Below are 22,338 nucleotides of genomic sequence, written 5' to 3'. Positions count from 1 at the left end.
GGCGCGGAGGGTGGAGGCAGGCGCAACAACCGACCGATGGCGAGATAAAAAGGCGCACGGTGCGCCTCGGTCGAGTGGTTGTTTCTGCTTGTTTTTCTGGCGCGTTCCGCGCCGTGCGGCGCTCGCCCGCACCGTGCGCTTCGCGCTCATCTCTCTCTTTTCACAAGCAGTTTTGCACCGTGCGGGGTTTCGCCATGACCGATGACCGCGAGTTCCGTGTCCGTCCGGGGCGCATCCGCTCGACACGCGCCCAGCAGGCCCGCCCGTTCATCGCACAGGCGTTGGCCGCCGCGCAGAAGGCCGGAGGCCGCGTGTCGCGCTCCGGCCGGATCACGCCCGGCAACCGCTCGCGCTTCGGGCGCGGCCAGCGCGCCAGCATCCAGGCCAATCGCCTGCTGACCGGCCGCTCGCGCATCGTCGTCATCAAGACCCGCGTTGTCCGCCACACCGCGCGCTCCGCACCGCTGGGCGCGCATCTGAACTATCTGCGCCGCGACGGCGTGACCCGTGACGGGGAGAAGGCGCGGCTGTTCGGCCCGGAGAGCGACGACATCGACGCGCGCGCCTTCGCCGATCGCTGCGAGAACGACCGGCATCATTTCCGCTTCATCATCTCACCCGAGGACGCCGCGGATATGGCCGACCTCAAAGCACACGCGCGCGAGCTGATGGGGCAGATGGAAAAAGACCTCGGCACGAAGCTGGATTGGGTCGGCGTCGATCACTGGAACACCGACAACCCGCACCTTCATATCATCCTGCGTGGCCGCACCGACGACGGCCAAGATCTCGTGATCTCGCGCGACTACATCAAGGAGGGGATGCGTGCCCGCGCGCAAGATCTCGTCACCCAGGAACTTGGACTTCGCTCCGATTTCGATATCCACCGCACACTCGAAAGTCAGGTCGAGGCCGAACGCTGGACGCAGCTCGACCGTCAGCTTGTCCGCGACGCCGGTAAATCCGGCATCATCGATCTCGCCCCGCGCGCCGACCGCCAGCCCGACGAGTTTCATGCGCTGAAGGTCGGCCGGCTGCGCACCCTCGAAGTTCTCGGCGTCGCCGGACAGGTTGGGCATTCGCAATGGTTCATCAAGCCGGAAGCCGAGACCGTCCTGCGCGAACTCGGCGAGCGCGGTGACATCATCAAGCGGATGCACCGCGCGCTCACCGAACGCGGCATCGAGCGCGGCTCGGCGAACTATGTCCTGGCTGGCGAAAGCCTCGACGTACCCATCGTCGGCCGCCTCATCGAACGCGGCCTCGATGACGAGCTGAAGGGCACGGCCTACGCCGTTGTCGACGGGGTGGATGGCCGGACCCATCACATCAAGCTGCCGCATCTCGACGCCGCCGGTGATAGCCGGCCCGGATCAATCGTTGAGCTGCGCACCTTTGAGGATGCGCGCGGCGAGCGTCGTGTCGCGCTGGCGGTGCGCGCTGATCTCGATATCCAGGCCCAGGTGAATGCAACCGGTGCGACCTGGCTCGACCGCCAAGCTGTCGCTCGCGATCCCATCGCTCTCTCCGAAGGAGGCTTCGGCGCCGAAGTGCGTGAGACGATGGACCAGCGCGCCGAGCACCTGATCGGTGAAGGGCTCGCCGAGCGCCAGAGTGGGCGCGTCGTCTTCGCCCGCCGGCTGCTTAACACCTTGCGTGATCGGGAACTGAGCGCGCTCGGCGAGAAGCTCGCGGCCGAGACCGGCCTTCCGTTCAACCGCGCGGACAGCGGCGAATATGTCGCCGGCTTCTATCGCCAGCGTTTCACGCTCGCCTCCGGCCGCTTCGCCATGATCGACGACGGCCTCGGCTTCCAGCTCGTGCCCTGGTCGCCCTCCCTCGAAAAGCAACTCGGTCGCCACGTCGCCGGCGTCGCCCGCGACGACGGCAGCATCGACTGGGATTTCGGCCGCAAGCGGGGGCTCGGCCTCTAGCGCCAATCGGAAAGGAACATCGCCATGTCCGGTACCAAAATCCTGTGGGGACCGATCACCGTCGTCTTCCTCATCGTGCTCGTCACCACTTGGGGCGCGACCCAATATGTCGCATGGAGTCTCGGCTATCAGGCGCAGCTTGGCCACCCGTGGCTTAAGCTGCTCGGCGTGCCCGTCTATTTTCCCCTCGCCATTATATGGTGGTGGTACTTCTACGACGCCTATGCGCCGGGGATCTTCGCAACGGGCGGGATCATCGCAGCGTCCGGCGGCATCATTGCCATCGCTGTCGCCATCGGCATGTCGGTCTGGCGAGCGCGCGAGCAGAAGAATGTCGCTACCTATGGCTCGGCGCGCTGGGCCGAGAAGCCTGAGATCAAGGCCGCGGGTCTGCTCGATCCCGATGGCGTGGTGCTCGGCCGCTACGAGCATGAGTATTTGCGCCACGACGGCCCGGAGCATGTGCTGTGCTTCGCGCCGACCCGATCGGGCAAGGGCGTCGGCCTTGTCGTGCCGTCGCTTCTGACCTGGCCGGGCTCGGCCATTGTTCACGACATCAAGGGTGAGAACTGGATTCTAACCGCAGGCTTCCGGTCGCAGCACGGCCGGGTGCTGCTGTTCGACCCGACCAACCCGAAGTCGTCAGCCTACAATCCGCTGCTCGAGGTGCGGCGCGGTGAATGGGAGGTGCGGGACGTCCAAAACATCGCCGACATCCTGGTCGATCCGGAAGGATCACTCGACAAACGGAACCATTGGGAGAAAACGAGCCACTCGCTTCTCGTCGGTGCGATCCTGCATGTTCTCTATGCCGAGCCCGACAAGACGCTGGCCGGCGTCGCCGGCTTCCTCTCCGATCCGAAACGCCCGGTCGAATCCACGCTGCGCGCCATGATGAGGACCACGCATCTCGGCAAGGCGGGACCGCATCCCGTCGTCGCCAGCGCTGCGCGCGAGTTGCTCAACAAATCCGACAACGAGCGCTCCGGCGTGCTGTCCACCGCCATGTCGTTTCTCGGCCTCTACCGCGATCCTGTCATCGCGGAGGTCACGCGCCGCTGCGACTGGAGAATCCGCGACATCGTTGGCGGCGAGCGGCCAACCACGCTCTACCTCGTGGTGCCGCCATCGGACATCAATCGCACCAAGCCGCTGATCCGGTTGCTGCTGAACCAGATCGGCCGCCGCCTGACCGAGGATCTGCAAGCGAAAGCCGGACGCCATCGCCTGCTGCTGATGCTGGATGAATTCCCCGCCTTGGGGAGGTTAGATTTTTTCGAGACCGCGCTGGCCTTCATGGCGGGCTACGGGTTGAAGAGTTTCTTAATCTCACAGTCGCTGAACCAGATCGAGAAAGCCTACGGGCCGAACAATTCGATCCTCGACAACTGCCATGTGAGGGTGAGCTTCGCCACCAATGACGAGCGAACGGCCAAACGTGTCTCCGATGCCCTCGGCACAGCGACCGAGATGAAGGCGATGAAGAACTATGCTGGGCACCGGCTGTCGCCTTGGCTTGGCCATCTGATGGTGTCGCGCTCGGAAACTGCCCGCCAATTGCTGACGCCCGGCGAAATCATGCAGCTTCCGCCGACCGACGAGATCGTCATGGTCGCGGGCATCCCGCCGATCCGGGCGAAGAAGGCGCGCTATTACGAGGACGCCCGCCTCCGGGAGCGTGTGCTGTCGCCGCCAGAGCCGAAACGTCCCAACACAAACCACCTCGACGATTGGAGCACCCTGCCGATCCCGGCGCGGCCGGAGCCGGATGAGTCGCAATCGGCAAAACGATCCGACAACGATGACCCGACGCAATCCGAACGCCGGCTGCAACACGAACTCCATCGCGTGAAGCCGGTGGAGAAGAAGGCGCCGATCGACAACGAGTTCGAGCCGCCCGACGATCCTGACGAGGACGACGCTGTGCGCAATCGACGGATGCTCCGTCAGATGCAGGGCCTCGCTCGGCAGGTCTCGCTCGATCCCGGCGACAACATGGAGTTGTGAACGCCATGGCCAACATCAGGAAGAAAACGAAATTCACGGTCTATCTCGATCCCGATGTCACCAGGTCGCTCGCCGATTTCGCCGCGCGCCGCGATCAGTCGCAGTCGATGATCGCGGAAGCCGCGATCGCCTCGTTCCTGTCGCCGGACGATGCCGAGCGCCGCGAAGCGGTTGTTGCCAAGCGACTCGACCAACTCGATCGCCGCATGGCACGGCTGGAGCGCGATGTCGGCATCGCTGTCGAAACTCTGGCGGTGTTCGTCCGATTCTGGACCACCACCACACCTGCCTTGCCAGAACCCGCCGCGCAGGCCGCACGTGCCCTCGCCAGCAAGCGTTATGAAGCCTTCATCACCGCGCTCGGCAGACGACTGGCGAAGGGACCGAAGCTGCGGCAGGAGATTTCGGAGGAGGTCGATACGGCCGGAGCCGGTCATGAAGCGGAGGGATAGCGGCCTTGTAGGGATCGGGGTTAAGGCGTATATACAGTCCCGTATCTACGGGAGGTTGCCGTGCCCCACATCGCCAAGGTTTTCCAGTCCGGCAACTCTCAGGCCGTGCGGTTGCCGAAGGATTTTCGTTTCACCGTCGATGAGGTCGAAGTCTCACGCGAGGGTGACGCCGTGATCCTGCGTCCGCGGCCGGATGCCTCCGGACGCTGGGCGTCGCTGCGGGCGGCCGTCGAGCGCGGCTTTAGCGCGGATTTCATGGCCGAAGGCCGGGAGCAGCCTGACGAGCAGAAGCGTCCCGATCTCGACCGGGCGTTTCCATGACGACATGGCTTCTCGACACCAATGCTGTCATCGCGTTGGTGACGCGCCGGTCGGAGGCGCTCTTGCGCAAGGTTGAATCCTGCGAGCCTGGCGCGCTCGCGGTTTCTTCCGTGGTCGCCCATGAACTCTACTTCGGCGCCTATCGCAGCCAGAGAGTGGACTTCAACCTCGAAACACTTCGGCTGCTCTTTACGGATCTCGAAATTCTCGATCTCGAGCGTGAGGATGCGCGGGCGGCCGGCGAGATCAGGGCGGAGCTTGCGCGGCGCGGCACGCCGGTCGGCCCCTATGACGTCCTGATCGCCGGTCAAGCGATGGCGCGCGGCCTGCCGCTCGTCACCAACAACACCGCCGAGTTCGAGCGCGTCGCCGGATTGCGGCTGGAGGATTGGACCAAGGATTGATGCTCGCAGCAACGCAGTTGCTCGGCCATCTGTCGACAAAGTCCAGATCCGCGCAGGTCGCTGATTCGAAATCCATCCGCTCACACGAAGACCCGCGGGCGCAGGCGATACCGCCGTTCTCCTGTATTTGCACGCTACGCTGCTACTACGACCGAAACTTGTTGAACGAACCCGACTTGAGTCTCTTTTAGTCATCCCCATCCGGGGACCTGTCTGTTGCGCCCCGTGAGGAAACGGGGCCGGTATGACTTCCAACCACCATAAGCCGGAGGCGATCGCACGCGGCGCGCGCATGTTGCGCACCGCGCTTGGACCGGCGATCGCGCGGTTTCTGGAAGACCCTGTCGTCGTCGAAGTGATGCTGAACCCGGACGGGCGATTGTGGATCGACCGCCTGTCCGAAGGGCTGGCCGACACCGGCGAGATGATGTCGGCGGCCGACGGCGAACGCATCATCCGCCTGGTCGCACATCATGTCGGGGCGGAGGTCCATCCCCGCTCGCCGCGCGTGTCGGCCGAACTGCCGGAGACCGGCGAACGCTTCGAGGGTCTGTTGCCCCCGGTCGTCGCAGCGCCCGCCTTCGCCATCCGCAAACCGGCCGTCGCGGTGTTCACGCTCGACGACTATGTTGCCGCCGGCATCATGACCGTCGATCAAGCGGAAACCCTGCGCGCGGCCGTCGCGTCCCGCGCCAACATCCTCGTCGCCGGCGGCACTTCGACCGGGAAGACCACGCTGACAAACGCGCTGCTCGCCGAAGTCGCGAAGGGCGCCGATCGCGTCGTTATCATCGAGGACACCCGCGAGTTGCAATGCGCCGCGCCCAACCTCGTCGCGATGCGCACGAAGGATGGCGTCGCGACACTCTCCGATCTCGTGCGCTCGTCGTTGCGCCTCCGCCCCGACCGCATCCCGATCGGCGAGGTACGCGGCGCGGAAGCGCTCGACCTCTTGAAAGCGTGGGGGACGGGACACCCCGGCGGCATCGGCACGATTCACGCCGGCACCGGCATCGGCGCGCTGCGCCGTCTCGAACAGCTCATTCAGGAAGCCGTCATCACCGTTCCGCGTGCGCTGATCGCGGAGACCGTCGACCTCGTTGCCGTCCTCTCAGGTCGCGGCTCCGCGCGCCGGCTGGCCGAACTGGCCCGTGTCGACGGGCTCGGTCCCGATGGCGACTACCGCATCACTCCAGCCACCCCGAACACAGGAGAATCCGAATGATTCGCACTACGATGCGCGTCCGCCGTTTGATAACGACGGCCGCCGCTTTCACCTACGTCAACCTCGTTCTTGTGCCCGCCGCTCAAGCCTCCGGCTCGTCCATGCCGTGGGAACAGCCACTGGAAAAGATCCTTCAGTCGGTCGAAGGACCCGTCGCCAAGATCGTCGCCGTCATCATCATCATCGTCACCGGCCTGACGCTGGCGTTCGGCGATTCGTCCGGAGGCTTCCGTCGCCTGATCCAGATCGTGTTCGGCCTGTCGATCGCTTTCGCGGCGTCGAGCTTCTTCCTGTCGTTCTTCTCGTTCGGCGGCGGAGCGCTCGTCTGATGGCGGTGGCTTTCGAACAACTCGACGCCGTGCCGGGATTTACCGCTCCCGTCCATCGGGCGTTGACCGAGCACATCATGCTCGGCGGCGCTCCCAGAAGTATCGCCATCATGAATAGCACGCTCGCCGGCGCAGTCGGCCTCGGCCTGCGCCTCTGGCTGGTCGGCCTTGTCATCTGGGCGATCGGTCACTTCGCCGCCGTCTGGGCGGCGAAGCGCGATCCGCTGTTCGTGGAAGTCGGGCGAAGGCATCTGCGCATCCCGGCTTTTCTGGCGGTGTGAGAGAGACACGCACATGATGAATCTTGCCGAATATCGTCGCGTCGCTTCTCGCCTTGCCGACTATTTGCCCTGGGTCGCGCTCGTTTCTGAAGGCGTCGTCCTCAACAAGGACGGCAGCTTCCAGCGCACGGCGCGCTTTCGCGGTCCCGATCTGGATTCCGCCGTGGCGGCCGAGCTGGTCGCGGTCGCCGGCCGCATCAACAACGCCTTCCGCCGTCTCGGCTCGGGCTGGAGTATCTTCGTCGAGGCGCAGCGCCATGAAGCCGCGACCTATCCGAACAGCAGGTTTCCCGATCCGGCTTCCGCTCTGGTCGATGCCGAACGCAAGGCCGACTTCGAGGAAGCGGGCGCGCATTTCGTGTCGAGCTACTTCCTCACATTCCTCTATTTGCCGCCGGCCGAGGAAGCGGCGCGCACGGAAGCCTGGCTCTACGAAGGACGCGAACGCTCAGGCGTCGATCCCCATGAAATCCTGCGCGCCTTCACCGATCGCACCGACCGCGTGCTGGCGCTGCTCGATGGCTTCATGCCCGAATGCGCCTGGCTCGACGATGCGCAAACACTGACCTACCTGCATTCCTGCGTTTCGACGAAGCGTCATCTCGTCCGCGTGCCGGAGACGCCGATCTATCTCGACGCGCTACTGACCGACCAGCCGCTGACCGGCGGCCTGGAGCCGCGCCTTGGCGACCAGCATCTGCGCATCCTCACCATCGTCGGGTTCCCCACCACGACGACGCCCGGTCTGCTCGATGAGCTGAACCGGCTGCCGTTTCCCTATCGCTGGAGCACGCGCGCGATTCTGCTCGACAAGCTGGAGGCGACCAGGTTGTTGACGAAGATCAGGCGGCAATGGTTCGCCAAGCGCAAGTCGATCGCAGCCATCCTGAAAGAGGTGATGACCAACGAGCAATCCGTGCTCGTGGACACCGACGCCGCCAACAAGGCGGCCGACGCCGACGTCGCGCTGCAAGAACTTGGCGCCGATGTGGCAGGCATGGCCTACGTCACCACGACGATCACAGTCTGGGATGCCGATCCTCGCCTTGCCGATGAGAAACTGCGCCTCGTCGAGAAGGTGATCCAGGGTCGTGATTTCACCGCCATGATTGAGTCGGTGAACGCAGTCGATGCCTGGCTCGGCTCGCTACCGGGGCACGCTTACGCCAACGTCCGCCAGCCGCCGATCTCGACGCTCAATCTCGCCCATATGATCCCGCTCTCCGCAATGTGGGCGGGGCCGGAACGCGACGAGCACTTCGGCGCACCCCCGCTGCTTTACGGCAGGACCGAGGGAAGCACTCCGTTCCGGTTTTCCCTCCATGTCGGCGATGTCGGTCACACGCTCGTCGTCGGACCGACCGGCGCGGGCAAGTCCGTCCTGCTCGCGCTGATGGCTTTGCAGTTCCGACGCTACGACCGATCGCAGGTGTTCGCCTTCGACTTCGGCGGTTCGATCCGCGCGGCTGCCCTCGCCATGGGCGGCGACTGGCACGATCTCGGCGGCGGACTGACCGAAGGCTCCGACGCTTCCGTGGCGCTCCAGCCGCTTGCCCGCATCCATGACACTTACGAGCGAGCCTGGGCGGCGGACTGGATCGTCGCGATCCTGATGCGCGAGGGCGTCGCGATCACGCCCGAGGTGAAGGAGCATCTTTGGACGACATTGACCTCGCTCGCCTCCGCGCCGGTCGAGGAACGCACCATTACCGGCCTCACCGTGCTGCTCCAGTCGAACGACCTGAAGCAGGCTTTGCGCCCATATTGCGTCGGCGGTCCCTATGGCCGGCTGCTCGACGCGGAATCCGAGCATCTCGGCAATTCGCGTTGCCAAGCGTTCGAGATCGAGGGTCTCGTCGGGACCGGCGCGGCGCCTGCTGTGCTCGCTTATCTGTTCCATCGCATTGGCGACCGCCTCGACGGCCGCCCGACGCTGCTCATCATCGACGAGGGCTGGCTCGCCCTCGATGACGAAGGGTTCGCCGGCCAACTCCGCGAATGGCTGAAAACCCTGCGCAAGAAGAACGCCAGCGTCATTTTCGCCACGCAGTCGCTGTCCGACATCGACAATTCCGCCATCGCGCCGGCCATCATCGAGAGCTGCCCGACACGGCTGCTGTTGCCGAACGAGCGCGCCATCGAGCCGCAGATTACTTCGATTTATCGGCGGTTTGGCTTGAACGACCGCCAGATTGAGATTCTGGCGAGGGCGACGCCGAAGCGCGACTACTACTGCCAGTCGCGGCGCGGCAATCGTCTGTTCGAGCTGGGCCTGTCCGATATCGGGCTCGCGCTCTGTGCCGCGTCGTCCAAGTCCGACCAGACGCTGATCGCGCAGATCGTCGCCGAGCACGGCCGCGATGGTTTCCTCACCGCATGGCTCAACGCTCGCGATGTGAGCTGGGCGGTCGATCTCATTCCCAACCTCATCAACAAGGAGGCGTCCTTATGACCCTGCGCCAGTCCCTTAGCTGCCGGCTTGCCATCGCGTTGCTTTCCGCGCCGATCATAATTTCGCCCTTCCTCGTCACGCCCGCACACGCGCTCATCGTGTTCGATCCGTCGAACTATGCGCAAAACGTGCTGACCGCCGCGCGCGCTCTTCAGCAGATCAACAACCAGATCACCAGCCTGCAAAATCAGGCACAGATGCTCATCAACCAGGCGCGCAACCTCGCGAGCCTGCCGTATTCGGCGCTCCAGCAACTTCAACAGAACGTCCAGCGCACCCAGCAGCTCCTAAGTCAGGCCCAGGGCATCGCGTTCAATGCGCAGCAGATCGACCAGGCGTTCCAAAAGCAATACGGCAATGTGGCGATGTCGGCGAGCGATCAGCAACTCGTCGCCGATGCCCGTACCCGCTGGCAGAATACGGTCGGTAGCTTGCAGGACGCGATGCGCGTGCAAGCCGGCGTGGTCGGCAACATAGACGGCAATCGCACGCAAATGTCGACGCTCGTCACCCAGAGCCAGGGGGCGACCGGCGCGCTGCAGGCAACGCAGGCCGGCAACCAGATCCTCGCGCTCCAGTCGCAGCAGCTTTCCGATCTCGTTGCGCTTCTCGCCGCTAACGGCCGGTCGAGCGCGCTGACAGAGGCCGAGCGTGCCACCGCGGCCGAACAGGGGCGCGAGCAACGCCGCCGCTTCCTCACGCCGGGTTCGGGCTACCAGCCTGGCAATGCGCAGATGTTCAACGGCAACTGAGGGCGCGCGCATGGACGGCAAGTTACTGGCGCGGATCGGCGCGATCGTCTTCGTCGCGACCGCCATCACAATGACGGTGATCGAGCTTACTCGCAAGGACGACGCACCGGCAGAGCAGCCGCCACGGCTGATCCAGCCCGAGCGCGATCCGCTGCGCGAGGGCCAGCTTCGGTGCCAGGAGCTTGGCCAGCAGGCCGCGAGCGACGCGGAATGTCTGCGCGTCTGGACCGAAACCCGCAACAGATTCCTCGGCCACAGGCCGGCATCCACGTCGCCGACGTCCAACGAAAGGCGGTGAACCATGAGCGGCGCGGGCGTCATCGACAATTTCCTCGGGGTATTCACCCGATACATCGACTCCGGCTTCGGGCTGTTGTCCGGCGAAGTCGGCTTCATCGCCACCACGCTGATCGTCATCGACGTGACGCTCGCGGCCCTGTTCTGGAGCTGGGGCGCGGACGACGACATCATGGCGCGATTGGTGAAGAAGACACTGTTCGTCGGCGTCTTCGCCTATCTCATTTCCAACTGGAACAATCTCGCGAAGATCATCTTCGACAGTTTCGCCGGCCTTGGTCTGAAGGCGAGCGGCACCGGCTTCACCGTGCAGGATCTGCTCCGCCCCGGCAAGGTCGCGCAGACCGGCCTCGATGCTGCGCGGCCGCTGCTCGAATCCATCTCGCCATTGATGGGCTGGATCGCAGTGTTCGAGAACCTGATCCAGATCGCCTGCCTGCTGTTTGCTTGGGCGCTCGTCATCCTCGCCTTCTTCATTCTGGCGATCCAGCTTTTCGTGACGCTGATCGAGTTCAAGCTGTCCACGCTTGCCGGATTCGTGCTGATCCCGTTCGGCCTGTTTGGCAAGACTGCCTTCATGGCCGAAAGGGTCCTGGGAAACGTCGTCTCGTCCGGCATCAAGGTACTGGTGCTCGCCGTCGTCATCGGTATCGGCTCGACGCTGTTTAGCCAGTTCACGCAAGGATTCGGGGGCAATACGCCGTCCGTTGACGACGCGATGGCCATTGTTCTTGCCGCCTTGTCGCTCCTCGGTCTCGGCATCTTCGGCCCCGGCATCGCCAACGGCCTCGTGTCCGGCGGCCCGCAGCTCGGCGCCGGTGCAGCCATCGGCACCGGCCTTGCGGTTGGAGGCGCTGCCCTTGCCACTGGCGGTGCCGCGATGCTGGCGGCGCGAGGTGGAGCGGCAGCTCTTGCCGGCGGCGCGGCAGCAGTGCGTGGCGGCGCTGCCGCGGCAGGGGCCTCGTCGTCGGCTTACACGCTCGGTTCGCTGGGGCAGTCAGGCGCGGCCGGCGTCGCTTCCGGACTTGGCGGTGTTGCTCGCGCCGCCGGCTCCGTAGCCGTTTCGCCCCTTAAGCGCGCCGCCGCGCGTGCCGCTGACAGCGTTAAATCAAGCTACGCGGGCGGTGCCAAAGGTTCGTTCGCGGCGACCGGCGGCTCCTCGACCATGGGCACGGTCGGCGGCGGCGCGGCAGCCGCTAATGACGCCTCCATCTCCGCCAGCGCATCGGCCAGCGCTCCGAACACTCCGCCGGCTTGGGCGCAACGTATGCGGCGCGGCGGACACATGAGTCATGCCGTCCAGACTACCGCACATGCCGTCCGCTCCGGCGATAGCCATGGCTCCGGCTCTTCCGTCAATCTTTCCGAAAGCGATCGCAAATGAGCTTCTTCAAACGACCCGCCACGCATTACGGCAAGTCACCTCAACCGGAAACGCCCTATCAGCGTGCAGCGCAAGTCTGGGACGAGCGCATCGGCTCCGCCCGTGTTCAGGCCCGCAACTGGCGCACTATGGCCTTCGGATCGCTGATCCTCTCGGCCGGCTTCGCCACGGCGCTCGTCTGGCAATCGGCGCGCGGGATCGTCGTTCCCTGGGTGGTGCAGGTCGATAAATTCGGCCAGGCGCAGGCCGTCGCGCCAGCAACGGCCGATTATCGGCCGACTGATCCGCAAGTGGCGTGGCATCTCGCGCGCTTCATCGAGCAGGTCCGTTCGATCCCTGCCGATCCTGTCATCGTCCGGCAGAACTGGTTGCGCGCCTACGAGTGGACGACGGATCGCGGATCGGCGGCGCTCAACGACTATGCGCGCGCCAACGACCCCTTCGCCAAGGTCGGCAAGCAGCAAATCGCGGTCGATGTCTCCAGCGTCATTCGTGCGTCGCCGGATAGCTTCCGTGTCGCCTGGACCGAACGCCGTTACGAGAGCGGCCAGCTCTCCACCACCGAGCGCTGGACCGCGATCCTGACCATCGTGATCCAGCCGCCGCGTGACGCTGACCGGCTCAAGGCCAATCCGCTCGGAATTTATGTCAACGCAATCTCATGGTCGCGGGAGATGAGCCAATGAGCTGGCCAATGATCTGCAGAAGCGGAAAGCCGCCTTTCCGTAAGTCCGTAGTGGCTGCTTTGCTGCTTTCTGGCTCCACGCTCGCCGGGTGCGCCACACTGCAAAGGCCGCCGCAGATCAGCTACGACTCCAATGTGCCGGCCCTTCCGGCATTGCCCGCATCCGTCACCGACGATCGGCCAAAGCCGCTGCATATCCCGCCGGCCTGGACGCCGACGCGCGGCGGAACGGCGGCCAACACGCCGACCGCGCGCGTCGAAAGCGCCAACGCCGCCGCCCGCGTCCAGCCACGCCGCGAAGGCTATTATAACGCCATCCAGATTTATCCCTGGAGCGATGGTGCGCTCTATCAGGTCTATGCCGCACCCGGCCAGATCAGCGACATCGCGCTTGAGCCGGGCGAGAATCTGACTGGCGCCGGACCGATCGCCGCCGGCGATACCGCGCGCTGGATCATCGGCGATACCGAAAGCGGGTCTGGCAACACGCGGCGTGTCCATGTGCTGGTGAAGCCCTCGCGCGCCGACATCACCACCAATCTCGTCGTCACCACCGACCGGCGCACCTATATGCTCGAGCTGCGCTCTCGTCAGAAGCCCTACATGCCCGCCGTCGCCTGGGCCTATCCACGGCCGGCAGGCGGCGGGCGTCAGGCCGTCCCGGCAACGCCGGTCATCCCTGCCGCGGCAGCACGCAACTATCGTTACGGCCTCTCCGGTGACAATCCGCCGTGGAAGCCGATCGCAATCTATGACGACGGCAGGCGCGTCTATGTCGAATTCCCGCACGGTATCGTGCAAGGCGAAATGCCGCCGATCTTCGTGATCGGCCCCGACGGCGAGGCGCAGATCGCAAACAGCCGCATCTATCGGAACATCCTGATCGTCGATCGCCTGTTCGGCGCGGCCGAGCTGCGCCTTGGTGGCGGCGACAAGCAGCAGACCGTCAGGATCGTCCGAACCGACGGGCGCGAGCGGCGCGGTCCATTCTCGTGGCTACAAGACCTGGGTGAAGCTCCCCACGCGACGGACGCCCGCGCTGAAAAGGGAGGGCAAGCGTCATGAGCGAGAACGAACCCGCCAATGCCGCTCCGATGCGGCTGCGCGCCGAACCGCGGCGCGTCACCCGCCTGTCGCGCCGGGTATTGGCCAGCGTGGCCGCCATTGCCTTCGTCGGTATCGGCGGCGCACTGATCTATGCGCTTCAGACCCGCACGTCCGGCGACAACGGGAAGGAGCTTTACTCCACCGCCAACCGCCAGCCCGCCGATGGTCTTGCCGGCCTGCCGCGCGACTACACTGGCCCGGTTCTGGGGCCGCCGCTGCCGGGCGACCTCGGCCGCCCGATCCTCGATGCGCAGAACAAGGGCCAGCCGGTCGTGCCGCCCACGATCGCGACGCCGACGGTCGATGAAGCCGAGCAGCGCCGGCGCGCGGAGGAAGAGGCGGCGCGGACGTCGCGTGTCTTCTTCCAGACAGCGCCCGGCAATACCGCGACGGCCGCGATGCCGGGGACCGCGACCATTCCGAATCTCACTGGCCTCGACATCAACGGCCAGCCTGTTCAGCAGACCGCTCAGGACAAGCAACTCGCCTTCCTCCACGCTGCCGTGGACCGCCGCACCACGTCATCGGATCGCGTCATGGCTCCGGCATCGCCCTTCGTCCTGCAAGCCGGAGCCGTCATCCCGGCGGCATTGATCACCGGCATCCGCTCCGACTTGCCCGGCCAGATCACGGCGCAGGTGACGGAGCCGATTTATGACAGCCCGACCGGCCGCGTCCTCCTCGTGCCGCAGGGCACGCGGATCATCGGGCAGTATGACAACAACGTGCAATTCGGGCAGCGCCGCGTCCTGCTCGTCTGGAATCGGCTGATATTCCCGAACGGACGGTCGATCGTCCTCGAGCGCCAGCCGGGTGCGGACACGCAAGGCTATGCCGGCCTGGAAGACGGTGTCGACTATCATTGGTGGGATCTCGCCAAGGCAGCCGGCCTCTCGACGCTGCTCACTGTCGGGGCCGAGCTTGCGGTCAACAACGAGGACCGGCTGCTCAGCGCTATCAGAAACGGCGGGCAGGACACCATCAACGATGCCGGCCAGCAGATCATCCGCCGCCAGCTCAATGTCGCGCCGACGCTAACTATTCGGCCGGGATTCCCAGTCAGAATCGTTGTGACGCGCGATTTGGTCCTCGAAGCATACAGAGGTTGACCATGGCCAAACTGAAACTCGGTCCCATCGCCGACGACAAGCCCGTGACAGTCAAGTTGGAGCTGCCTGCCGCGCTCCATCGCGATCTTGTCGCCTATGGACGCTTGCTGGCCGACGCCGGGCAACCGCCGATCGAGCCGGTGAAGCTCATTGTGCCGATGCTAGAGCGCTTCATCGATACGGATCGCGAGTTCAGTAAGGCGCGGCGTGCCGGTCAATCTCCAAAAGCGTCCTCGTGATGGCGCCCGTCTTCCTCGATTTTGCCAACGCTCTTGCGGTACTGAGGAAGCGGCGAAAGGCGGGGTTGTCGTTTCTCGGCGACCATACCGCGCTGAAGGGCAACACTTCACCGGCGATCGGCCGGTAGGAGATGCCGGGTAGCTGCGCCACCGTCATCGCCTCGCTCACCAGCGTCAGACCCCGGCCCAGCGCCACCAGTGGCAGCAGATTGTCGCGGCCGATCTGTTGCACCTCGATCTGCGGATGCCGGCCGAGGTCCGCCAGGCACCGCACGAGATGATCGTGGATCTCCTGGCCCGGCGGCGCCACGTTGACGATGAAGCTCTCGCCGGCAAGATCGTCCCACGCCAGTTCCTCGCGCGCGACAAGGACATGATCGTCCGGCAGCGCGGCGAACACCCGCTCCGACCACAGCGGCACCCGCTCGCAGTCGATCCAGTCCTGCGTTCCGGTCAGGAAGGCGACGTCGAGCCGGAGCTGCCGAATTGCAGCGATGTGCTCGGCTGGATTTCCATCGAGGAAATCGACGCGCACCATGCTGTACTTTTCGTGATAGGAGCGCAGAAGCTCTGAAAGAAAACCAGAAGCGAGCGATGAGAATATGCCAATCCTAACGCACCCTTCTTCGCCACGGCCAATTACCGCAATATTACGTGCGCCCTCTCGAATTATTCTAAGACCTTGTCTCGCCCTTGCGAGGAAATGCTCGCCGGCGTCGGTGAGCAAGACGCCGCTAGAGTGCCGATGAAATAATGAGACCCCAACTCGATCCTCAAGGTCGCGAATGCGGCGACTAATCGCAGATTCAGATATCCCGAGAGCCGGTCCCGCCTTTCGAAAACTGCTATGTTCCGCGGCAGCCACGAAATAGTTCAGATGGCGAATCTCGATTAAATCTGAATTCTCCATCCTCCCTCGCTCTTTTCAAATCGGCTATTTTTCGGCCTCAGGTACTCAAAAGCTTGAGTGCTTGGCCCGGTTGGGCAGCATGCGCTTTAACGTGTCGTCTCGCAGAACGTAGTGATGAAGCAGCGCCACGACTGCATGACCGCAGACCAGCACAATAATCGTCCATCCGAGGAAGTTGTGAAAATCACCAACTAGCCTTGCGGCAGCCTTGTCCGGTGAAATCAACGCCGGGATGGAGAACAGATCAAAAAAACTGAATGCTTCACCTTGTGTCCACCGGAATATATAGCCGAGCGCAATTTGACCAATCAGAAGCGCATAAATCAGATGATGGGCGCCACGCGCGACCCAATATGGTGGTCCCGAAATGACTGGGGACAGTTTACGGCCGAACCAGATACGCCAGATAAGCCGTGTGGCGAGAGTTGCTGACAAAAGAATTCCAAGCGAAATGTGGAGTCCCTGTAGACTGTGACGCAGCGGCGTACCGTGCGGAAGGAAGTCCCAAACTTCCGCTAGCAAAAACAGAGTGACGACAAGAACGGCGGTCAGCCAATGAAAGGCAATGCTGACGATATCATAGTGCCGCTGATCATGCGCTACTGACGATTGCGTTGGGGTTGTCAACATAATGCAGAACTCTCTCTTGGGTGTTTCACCGAAATGATCGCTGGGTCTAGGTTATGACCCTTGCGCCCCTGCTAGGACCTGACCGCTCCGCTCAGACGGCTTCACTGGCCCAGCTCTTCGTCTGGTGCCCAGATGCTATGCGAGTCGATCTGAAGCTTGAGCAACGCGCGATCCGCTTCAGCGCGCGCATCGATTTCATACCTTCGCATTTCATTTGACTGTCGTTGCGCGTAGAGCAGATCCGAAAGGTTAATCTGTCCCAGTTCGTAACCGCGCCTGATCCTGATCACTGCCTCGCCGGCGCTAAGTGCCGCTGAATCGGCGCTCCGCCATGCGGTAAGTCGGGTGCGCGCGTTCGACAGATCCGCATTAGCGATGGCCGCGATGGTACGCCGAACATTGGCTAGCTCTTGCCAGGCGGAGCTTGCCTCTGCAGATGCCTGGTCGGCGGCCGCTTGGCGGTAGCCGCCGCCGAGCGGGATCGAGACAATCACACCGGCCCCCTTCTCGAGGCCACCTTGCTCGCTGAACATGCGCACGCCGACTGTCGGATCGGCGATCTGATCCTCCCGGACACGCCGCGACACGACGTTGAGCCGCTGGGCGTCCCGATCGGCCGCGCGAATTTCGTGGCTGCGCTCGATCACGAGATCCCGCATTCTCACGATTCCACCTGAAGGGAGAACCGGTTTTGCAAGTTCGGGCGGCCTGGCAGGTAAGACGATGTCCGGAAACGTCGCCGCCAGCGTGACACGGGCCTGCTCTCTTGCCGCGAGCGAAGAAGCAGCCTGGGCGCGCGCCTGCGCAAGTGCGGTTGAGGCTTGGTCGAGATCGACGGCAGCAGCATCGCGCAACGTCACACGCTGGCGCAGAGCCGCGAGGGCTTTTTCCTGATCCTGGACCGTCGCAAGATCGTTGCGGTAGTGACTGCCGGCGGTCAGCCAGTCGTGCCAAAGCCCTGACAGGACAAGCGCAGTCTGGTGACGGACGTCCTCCATCTTGCTTTTTGCGACTTCGACCTCCAGTGAGCCTGCTTGGCTATCGAGCGCTGCTTTTCCGGGAAGGCGGAAAGCCCGACCCATGGTCACGTCGAATTCGTTCCGTCCGCCGAAGCCCTCGACATTGCGACGGGTGTAACTGCTTGACAGTGTCACTTCATGAGACCCGTGTCGAAGCATGTCGCTGTGGGCGCGCGCCGCCGCCACGCGCGCAGCGGCAGCTTTGACACTGGGATGATTGTCGAGCGCTCGGTTGACCAGTTCCGCGGGGGGTAAGTCCGCGCGCTGAGCCATGGCCTCGGCGGGAGCCAAAAGCGCAAATAGAATTAGGGAGAGGCATTGTGGCTTCATGCGACTCTCCCGCGCATCAGAACAGACACGGCATGCCAGCGCACCGGCAGATCCCGCTTGGCCTGGGTAACGGCCTCGACTAGGCCGGTGACGGCATCGGTTTCGACTATCAGCTCGATCGTGTTCCTGCGCAGAAGGCCGACAACGCGCTCGGCCGTGCTCGCATCATCGAAGTCTTTGCCGCGCACGGTCTTCTGACAAATGTAGAGCGGTGCTTCGGTCCGGGTCCGGATCGTCTCGGCGACGACGTCACAGTCGCAAAGGGCGCAATGGAACGTGAGCAGCATTTCAGTCATGAGTGGCTTCCTCCGCGCCCTCGCCGAAGCGCTCGAACAGGATGGGTAGAAGGACGAGGGTCAGCAGTGTCGAAGTGACGAGGCCGCCAATGACGACGATCGCAAGCGGGCGCTGAATTTCCGATCCCGGGCCGCTGGCGAAGAGCAGCGGCACCAGGCCGAATGCGCTGATGCTCGCCGTCATCAGCACCGGACGAAGCCGTCGCTCGGCGCCCAGGCGCACGGCCTCGCCCATTGGCAATCCTTCGGTGCGGAGCTGCCGAAAATATGCGACCAGCACTAGGCCGTTGAGCACGGCGATGCCGAGCAAGGCGATAAAGCCGACCGATGCCGGAACGGAAAGATACTGCCCCGACGCCCAGAGCGACACGATGCCACCAACCATGGCGAAGGGAATGTTGAGCAGAATCACTGCAGATGCTCGAAACGAGCGGAGTGTGCCGAGCAATACGAAGAAAATAAGCAGCAACGCCACGGGGATCACCATCATCAACCGTGCGGACGCGCGCTGCTGGTTCTCGAACTGGCCGCCCCAGACGATGCGGTAACCAGGCGGAACTTTGATTTTGGCGTTGACCGCCGTTTTGGCCTCGTCGACATAGCCGACCAGATCGCGTCCTGAGACGAACGCCTGCACGAGAGCAAACCGAGAGCCGTTTTCGTGGTCGAGCTTGACCGGCCCTTCGGTGCGATTGACCTGCGCCATATCACTGACCCGCGCCAAGATCCCGCCCGGCGTACGCAACTGCAGATCGGCGAAACGCGTGGGATCAGAACGCAGGCTTTCATCGCCACGAATGACGATGGGGACGCGCTTCTGGCCATCAGCGACGATACCCGCGCGCATACCTTCAACTTGGGCCCGCAGAGCGTCCTCCATCTGGTCAATCGGCATGCCGAACCGCCCCGCAGCAGTGCGATCGATGTCGAGTTGGAGGTAGTCCACGCTGTCATTCGCCACTGTCAGCACCGCGGACGCACCGCGGATGCCCGACAATGTGTGCTGGACCTGGCCGGCGAGATCGGCGAGCGTTGCTATGTCAGGACCGAAGATCTTGATCGCTAGGTCGCCGCGCGCGCCGGTCAGCATCTCGGACACGCGCATTTCGATCGGCTGCGTAAAACTCGACTGGATACCGGGCAGTCCCTCCAGCGCCTTGCGTAGTTCGTTCACTACGAAATCCTTATCGCCGCGCCATTCGGAATGGGGCTTCAGGACAACGAAGCTGTCAGTTTCGTTGAGGCCCATGGGATCGAGGCCGATTTCGTCTGAACCGACGCGCGCGATCACGTCCTGGACTTCGGGCACGGACATCAGGGCGCGTTGCACCGCAATGTCGTCCCGGACGGATTGATCCAGATTGATCGACGGCAGCTTGGTAAGCTGCACGATCACCGAGCCCTCATCCATTGTCGGCATGAACGTCTTGCCGACCGCGCCATACGCCATGCCAGCGATGACGAGGCCCGCGCCGGACAGGCCATAGATCAAACGCTTCCGTGCGAAGGCGATGTCCAACAGGCGGCGATAGCGCGGCGCGAGTTGCCGCATGATCCACGGTTCACCGTGATGACCGCTCTTAAGACCGAAGGACGAGAGCACCGGAACTAAGGTGAGCGCGAGCAAGAGCGAGCCCGTGAGCGCGAAGACGATAGTGAGTGCGACCGGCGCAAACAGCTTGCCCTCAAGCCCCTGCAGCGACAGCAGCGGTAGGAACACGAGCGCAATGATGACAATGCCGGCCGAAACCGGCACAATCACCTCGTTCGCCGCTTGGAAGATGATATTGAGGCGAGGTCGGCCTTCTTCATGAGCGTGGCCGAGGCGCTCGACGATGTTCTCGACGACGACGACCGCGCCATCCACAAGCATACCGATGGCGATGGCGAGACCGCCGAGGCTCATTAGATTTGCGGAAAGGCCCATACCCCGCATGAAAAGGAAGGTGATAAGTGCCGCCATGGGCAGGGTCACAGCGACAATAGCGGCGGCACGCCAGTCACCGAGAAAAAGAATCAACAGCACGATAACGAGGATGGTGGCCTCAACCAGAGCCTCCTCAACAGTGCCGACGGCACGCTGGATAAGGTCGGAGCGATCGTAGAAGACGCTGATGTACGTACCTGCAGGCAGCGACTTGCTGACCTCGGCGAGCCGGTCGCGTACCCCGTCTACGACCTGCCGGGCATCGGCGCCGCGCAGTGCGATGACTAGGCCCTCGACCGCTTCGGCTTTCCCGTTCTTCGTGACCGCCCCGTACCGCGTAAGACTACCAATACCGACGCTCGCCACGTCGCCGAGCCGCACGATACGACCGTCACGGTTTGCTAAGACTAGCGCGCGGAGATCATCCGCCGAGCGGATCGCGCCGACCGCACGGATGATCAGCGATTCTTCGCCGGACGTTAGCCGACCAGCGCCGTCATTGCGGTTGCCGCTTTCGATAGCTGTGCGCAGATCGGCGATGGAGAGTTTCGCACCTGCGAGTGCGACGGGATCGGGCTTGACCTCGAAGGTGCGCACATAGCCGCCTAGCGCGTTGACGTCAGCGACGCCAGGCACCGTGCGCAGTGCGGGGCGTATGGTCCAGTCGAGCAGTTCGCGCTTCTGCTGAATGCTGAGGGGCCCTTCGATCGTGAACATGTACACGTCGGAAAGCGGTGTCGAGATCGGCGCCATGCCGCCGCTCACAGATTTGGGCAGATCGGTCATCACGCCCGACAAGCGCTCGGCCACCTGTTGGCGCGCCCAATAGATGTCGGTCCCGTCCTTGAAATCGATCGTGATGTCCGCGATCGCATATTTGGCGGTCGAGCGCAGGATTGCCTGATTGGGAATGCCGAGCATCTCCATCTCGATCGGCGTGATGACGCGGCTCTCTACTTCCTCTGGCGTCATGCCTGGCGCTTTGAGGATGACCTTCACTTGCGTCGGTGCGATATTGGGATAGGCATCCACCGGCAGATTGACGAAAGCCCAGATGCCAAGCCCGGCGACCATTGTCGCAAGAGCGAGAACCAGCGGGCGATAGGAGAGCGAGGCGGCGACCAGCGAACGCAGCATCGGATCGCCTCTAACGAGCCAAGGCGAGCGCCTTGAGCGCGCTCGTGCCCCGAATCACCACCCGTTCGCCGGGTTTCACGCCAGAAAGCAGGACTGTCTTATCGCCAGCGGTGCCGCCGTTCGCCACCTCCCGCATGGCGAAGCCGTCGGGTGCGGTAACGAAGACGACAGTCTTCCCGCCAATTGTTGCGACCGCGGTGGTAGGTACTGACACGGCTCCCGCTAGCGCTGGGCCAAGCACAGTTATGTTTGTTGCCCGTCCACTGATAATTCCGGCACCGGCGGGAATCTGCGCCTTGAGGCTTGCCGACCGGGTCGCGGGATCAATCGTGGTTCCGACCGCGATGACTCGGCCGGCAATATCGGGATTGACTCGGACACTCATGCCCGGTCGGACTGCACCAACCAGTCTTTCCGGCAATTGACCGGCGACTTCGTAGCGGTCGGCCGCGTCGATGACATAGGGTGCGGTGGTGCCATCGACGGGATTTCCTGCCTGGATAGATGACGCTGTGACGCGCCCTGCAATAGGTGCGGTCAGCGTATATGTTCCGCTCTCGCCATGGCCGTTGACCATTCGGAGGATGCGCATCTTTTCCGAAACGTCGGCGTTTGCCTCAGCGGCAGCTGCAATCGCTTCATCCGCACGGGCGCCGGCAATGATTCCTTCGCGGGCGAGTTGCGAAAGTCGGGCGGCGTTTGAACGCGCAACACCGGAGCGCGCGTTTGCGCGCGTAAGATCAGCCCCCATCGTTAGCACTTCCCGGCTCAATATGACCGCGAGCGGCTGCCCTTGCCGAACGGTATCCCCTTCCACTACAAGCGTGCGAACCACCACCCCAGGGAAAGTTGCCGCCACCGCTACGCGCGCATTGGCGGGCGGCTGGATCATTGCGGGAATGCTCGCGAGCGGTACTTCATCGACACGTATCGCAGCAGCAAGTTGAATGCCAAGTTGCGCGGCTTGCTGTGTGCTGACAGATAGAATGCCCGGCGCTGCCGGCCGCTCGCTAGTTGAGGGCGTTTGGGCGGGCGATACCGTTCCGTGGTGAGTCGCTACCCACCCTAAGCCGGCAAACGTCAATCCAATAACAATGCCGACGCCTGTAAG

22 protein-coding genes are annotated in these 22,338 nt (G+C 63.7%); 16 read left to right on the top strand and 6 right to left on the bottom strand.

Features of this window, described 5'->3' with window-relative positions:
- Positions 1 to 194: 194 nt before the first annotated feature.
- The 16 genes from ACS3WB_RS01685 (at position 195) to ACS3WB_RS01610 (ending at position 14,978) form a co-directional block, all read left to right on the top strand.
- A complete protein-coding gene (locus ACS3WB_RS01685; RefSeq protein ID WP_009337880.1) occupies positions 195 to 1,934 on the top strand; it encodes a relaxase/mobilization nuclease domain-containing protein in 1,740 nt (579 codons plus the stop codon).
- Positions 1,935 to 1,958: 24 nt separating this feature from the next.
- Positions 1,959 to 3,941, top strand: coding sequence for a conjugal transfer protein TraG (locus tag ACS3WB_RS01680; protein ID WP_009337881.1), 1,983 nt, complete (start codon positions 1,959 to 1,961; stop codon positions 3,939 to 3,941).
- 5 nt (positions 3,942 to 3,946) lie between these two features.
- A complete protein-coding gene (locus ACS3WB_RS01675) occupies positions 3,947 to 4,393 on the top strand; it encodes a CopG family transcriptional regulator (RefSeq protein ID WP_438273840.1) in 447 nt (148 codons plus the stop codon).
- A gap of 60 nt (positions 4,394 to 4,453) precedes the next feature.
- Positions 4,454 to 4,714: an AbrB/MazE/SpoVT family DNA-binding domain-containing protein gene (locus ACS3WB_RS01670; protein ID WP_009337883.1), complete on the top strand. Its 261-nt coding sequence runs from the start codon at positions 4,454 to 4,456 to the stop codon at positions 4,712 to 4,714.
- On the top strand, positions 4,711 to 5,118 hold the full coding sequence (locus ACS3WB_RS01665; protein WP_009337884.1) for a type II toxin-antitoxin system VapC family toxin: 408 nt from the start codon (positions 4,711 to 4,713) through the stop codon (positions 5,116 to 5,118). The genes ACS3WB_RS01670 and ACS3WB_RS01665 overlap by 4 nt, the downstream gene beginning before the upstream one ends.
- A gap of 244 nt (positions 5,119 to 5,362) precedes the next feature.
- The gene (trbB, locus tag ACS3WB_RS01660) at positions 5,363 to 6,343 is read left to right on the top strand and encodes a P-type conjugative transfer ATPase TrbB (protein WP_009337886.1); all 981 of its coding nucleotides are present in this window, start codon (positions 5,363 to 5,365) and stop codon (positions 6,341 to 6,343) included.
- Positions 6,340 to 6,672, top strand: coding sequence for a TrbC/VirB2 family protein (locus tag ACS3WB_RS01655; RefSeq protein ID WP_009337887.1), 333 nt, complete (start codon positions 6,340 to 6,342; stop codon positions 6,670 to 6,672). Before trbB ends, ACS3WB_RS01655 begins: the two co-directional genes overlap by 4 nt.
- A complete protein-coding gene (locus ACS3WB_RS01650; RefSeq protein WP_009337888.1) occupies positions 6,672 to 6,953 on the top strand; it encodes a VirB3 family type IV secretion system protein in 282 nt (93 codons plus the stop codon). Before ACS3WB_RS01655 ends, ACS3WB_RS01650 begins: the two co-directional genes overlap by 1 nt.
- Before the next feature lie 13 nt (positions 6,954 to 6,966).
- Positions 6,967 to 9,405: a conjugal transfer protein TrbE gene (gene trbE, locus ACS3WB_RS01645; RefSeq protein WP_009337889.1), complete on the top strand. Its 2,439-nt coding sequence runs from the start codon at positions 6,967 to 6,969 to the stop codon at positions 9,403 to 9,405.
- The gene (gene trbJ / locus ACS3WB_RS01640; protein ID WP_009337890.1) at positions 9,402 to 10,157 is read left to right on the top strand and encodes a P-type conjugative transfer protein TrbJ; all 756 of its coding nucleotides are present in this window, start codon (positions 9,402 to 9,404) and stop codon (positions 10,155 to 10,157) included. The genes trbE and trbJ overlap by 4 nt, the downstream gene beginning before the upstream one ends.
- A gap of 10 nt (positions 10,158 to 10,167) precedes the next feature.
- Positions 10,168 to 10,455 carry a putative entry exclusion protein TrbK-alt gene (gene trbK-alt / locus ACS3WB_RS01635; protein ID WP_009337891.1) on the top strand — a complete coding sequence of 96 codons (288 nt, stop codon included), beginning with the start codon at positions 10,168 to 10,170 and terminating at the stop codon, positions 10,453 to 10,455.
- Positions 10,456 to 10,458: 3 nt separating this feature from the next.
- Positions 10,459 to 11,838, top strand: a complete 1,380-nt coding sequence (trbL, locus tag ACS3WB_RS01630) for a P-type conjugative transfer protein TrbL (protein ID WP_438273839.1) — start codon at positions 10,459 to 10,461, stop codon at positions 11,836 to 11,838.
- The gene (trbF, locus tag ACS3WB_RS01625; protein ID WP_438273838.1) at positions 11,835 to 12,524 is read left to right on the top strand and encodes a conjugal transfer protein TrbF; all 690 of its coding nucleotides are present in this window, start codon (positions 11,835 to 11,837) and stop codon (positions 12,522 to 12,524) included. Before trbL ends, trbF begins: the two co-directional genes overlap by 4 nt.
- An 8-nt stretch (positions 12,525 to 12,532) precedes the next feature.
- Positions 12,533 to 13,588, top strand: coding sequence for a P-type conjugative transfer protein TrbG (gene trbG / locus ACS3WB_RS01620; RefSeq protein ID WP_438273837.1), 1,056 nt, complete (start codon positions 12,533 to 12,535; stop codon positions 13,586 to 13,588).
- Positions 13,585 to 14,739 (top strand): TrbI/VirB10 family protein, encoded by a 1,155-nt coding sequence (locus tag ACS3WB_RS01615; RefSeq protein WP_438273836.1) that lies wholly within the window; start codon positions 13,585 to 13,587, stop codon positions 14,737 to 14,739. Before trbG ends, ACS3WB_RS01615 begins: the two co-directional genes overlap by 4 nt.
- Before the next feature lie 2 nt (positions 14,740 to 14,741).
- Complete coding sequence (locus ACS3WB_RS01610) at positions 14,742 to 14,978, top strand: DUF2274 domain-containing protein (RefSeq protein ID WP_438273835.1); 237 nt, start codon at positions 14,742 to 14,744, stop codon at positions 14,976 to 14,978.
- Here ACS3WB_RS01610 and ACS3WB_RS01605 read toward each other — a convergent pair.
- From ACS3WB_RS01605 to ACS3WB_RS01580, 6 genes are all read right to left on the bottom strand, one after another.
- Positions 14,932 to 15,888: a LysR family transcriptional regulator gene (locus ACS3WB_RS01605; protein WP_438273834.1), complete on the bottom strand. Its 957-nt coding sequence runs from the start codon at positions 15,886 to 15,888 to the stop codon at positions 14,932 to 14,934. The two genes, ACS3WB_RS01610 and ACS3WB_RS01605, sit on opposite strands and share 47 nt — an antisense overlap.
- A gap of 45 nt (positions 15,889 to 15,933) precedes the next feature.
- The gene (locus ACS3WB_RS01600; protein WP_438273833.1) at positions 15,934 to 16,518 is read right to left on the bottom strand and encodes a cytochrome b; all 585 of its coding nucleotides are present in this window, start codon (positions 16,516 to 16,518) and stop codon (positions 15,934 to 15,936) included.
- Between the two features lie 101 nt (positions 16,519 to 16,619).
- The gene (locus tag ACS3WB_RS01595) at positions 16,620 to 17,867 is read right to left on the bottom strand and encodes a TolC family protein (RefSeq protein WP_438273832.1); all 1,248 of its coding nucleotides are present in this window, start codon (positions 17,865 to 17,867) and stop codon (positions 16,620 to 16,622) included.
- Positions 17,864 to 18,163 (bottom strand): DUF3240 family protein, encoded by a 300-nt coding sequence (locus ACS3WB_RS01590; protein ID WP_438273831.1) that lies wholly within the window; start codon positions 18,161 to 18,163, stop codon positions 17,864 to 17,866. The genes ACS3WB_RS01595 and ACS3WB_RS01590 overlap by 4 nt, the downstream gene beginning before the upstream one ends.
- Entirely contained in the window at positions 18,156 to 21,227 is a 3,072-nt protein-coding gene (locus ACS3WB_RS01585) for an efflux RND transporter permease subunit (protein WP_438273830.1), read from the bottom strand. Before ACS3WB_RS01585 ends, ACS3WB_RS01590 begins: the two co-directional genes overlap by 8 nt.
- Before the next feature lie 10 nt (positions 21,228 to 21,237).
- Entirely contained in the window at positions 21,238 to 22,119 is an 882-nt protein-coding gene (locus ACS3WB_RS01580) for an efflux RND transporter periplasmic adaptor subunit (protein WP_438273829.1), read from the bottom strand.
- Positions 22,120 to 22,338 lie beyond the last annotated feature (219 nt).

Origin of the sequence: Nitrobacter sp. (assembly GCF_051535215.1) — a bacterium.
In the GTDB taxonomy this organism is placed as follows: domain Bacteria; phylum Pseudomonadota; class Alphaproteobacteria; order Rhizobiales; family Xanthobacteraceae; genus Nitrobacter.
This window is presented reverse-complemented; position numbering and strand designations above follow the sequence as displayed.

Excerpts from the sequence above, each read along its gene's own strand:
- ACS3WB_RS01685 (WP_009337880.1), top strand. The coding sequence starts at position 195 with ATGACCGATGACCGCGAGTTCCGTGTCCGTCCGGGGCGCATCCGCTCG.
- ACS3WB_RS01680 (WP_009337881.1), top strand. The coding sequence starts at position 1,959 with ATGTCCGGTACCAAAATCCTGTGGGGACCGATCACCGTCGTCTTCCTC.
- ACS3WB_RS01675 (WP_438273840.1), top strand. The coding sequence starts at position 3,947 with ATGGCCAACATCAGGAAGAAAACGAAATTCACGGTCTATCTCGATCCC.
- ACS3WB_RS01665 (WP_009337884.1), top strand. The coding sequence starts at position 4,711 with ATGACGACATGGCTTCTCGACACCAATGCTGTCATCGCGTTGGTGACG.
- trbB (WP_009337886.1), top strand. The coding sequence starts at position 5,363 with ATGACTTCCAACCACCATAAGCCGGAGGCGATCGCACGCGGCGCGCGC.
- ACS3WB_RS01655 (WP_009337887.1), top strand. The coding sequence starts at position 6,340 with ATGATTCGCACTACGATGCGCGTCCGCCGTTTGATAACGACGGCCGCC.
- ACS3WB_RS01650 (WP_009337888.1), top strand. The coding sequence starts at position 6,672 with ATGGCGGTGGCTTTCGAACAACTCGACGCCGTGCCGGGATTTACCGCT.
- trbE (WP_009337889.1), top strand. The coding sequence starts at position 6,967 with ATGATGAATCTTGCCGAATATCGTCGCGTCGCTTCTCGCCTTGCCGAC.
- trbJ (WP_009337890.1), top strand. The coding sequence starts at position 9,402 with ATGACCCTGCGCCAGTCCCTTAGCTGCCGGCTTGCCATCGCGTTGCTT.
- trbK-alt (WP_009337891.1), top strand. The coding sequence starts at position 10,168 with ATGGACGGCAAGTTACTGGCGCGGATCGGCGCGATCGTCTTCGTCGCG.
- trbL (WP_438273839.1), top strand. The coding sequence starts at position 10,459 with ATGAGCGGCGCGGGCGTCATCGACAATTTCCTCGGGGTATTCACCCGA.
- trbF (WP_438273838.1), top strand. The coding sequence starts at position 11,835 with ATGAGCTTCTTCAAACGACCCGCCACGCATTACGGCAAGTCACCTCAA.
- trbG (WP_438273837.1), top strand. The coding sequence starts at position 12,533 with ATGATCTGCAGAAGCGGAAAGCCGCCTTTCCGTAAGTCCGTAGTGGCT.
- ACS3WB_RS01615 (WP_438273836.1), top strand. The coding sequence starts at position 13,585 with ATGAGCGAGAACGAACCCGCCAATGCCGCTCCGATGCGGCTGCGCGCC.
- ACS3WB_RS01610 (WP_438273835.1), top strand. The coding sequence starts at position 14,742 with ATGGCCAAACTGAAACTCGGTCCCATCGCCGACGACAAGCCCGTGACA.
- ACS3WB_RS01605 (WP_438273834.1), bottom strand. The coding sequence starts at position 15,888 with ATGGAGAATTCAGATTTAATCGAGATTCGCCATCTGAACTATTTCGTG.
- ACS3WB_RS01600 (WP_438273833.1), bottom strand. The coding sequence starts at position 16,518 with ATGTTGACAACCCCAACGCAATCGTCAGTAGCGCATGATCAGCGGCAC.
- ACS3WB_RS01595 (WP_438273832.1), bottom strand. The coding sequence starts at position 17,867 with ATGAAGCCACAATGCCTCTCCCTAATTCTATTTGCGCTTTTGGCTCCC.
- ACS3WB_RS01590 (WP_438273831.1), bottom strand. The coding sequence starts at position 18,163 with ATGACTGAAATGCTGCTCACGTTCCATTGCGCCCTTTGCGACTGTGAC.
- ACS3WB_RS01585 (WP_438273830.1), bottom strand. The coding sequence starts at position 21,227 with ATGCTGCGTTCGCTGGTCGCCGCCTCGCTCTCCTATCGCCCGCTGGTT.
- ACS3WB_RS01580 (WP_438273829.1), bottom strand. The coding sequence starts at position 22,119 with ATGATCCAGCCGCCCGCCAATGCGCGCGTAGCGGTGGCGGCAACTTTC.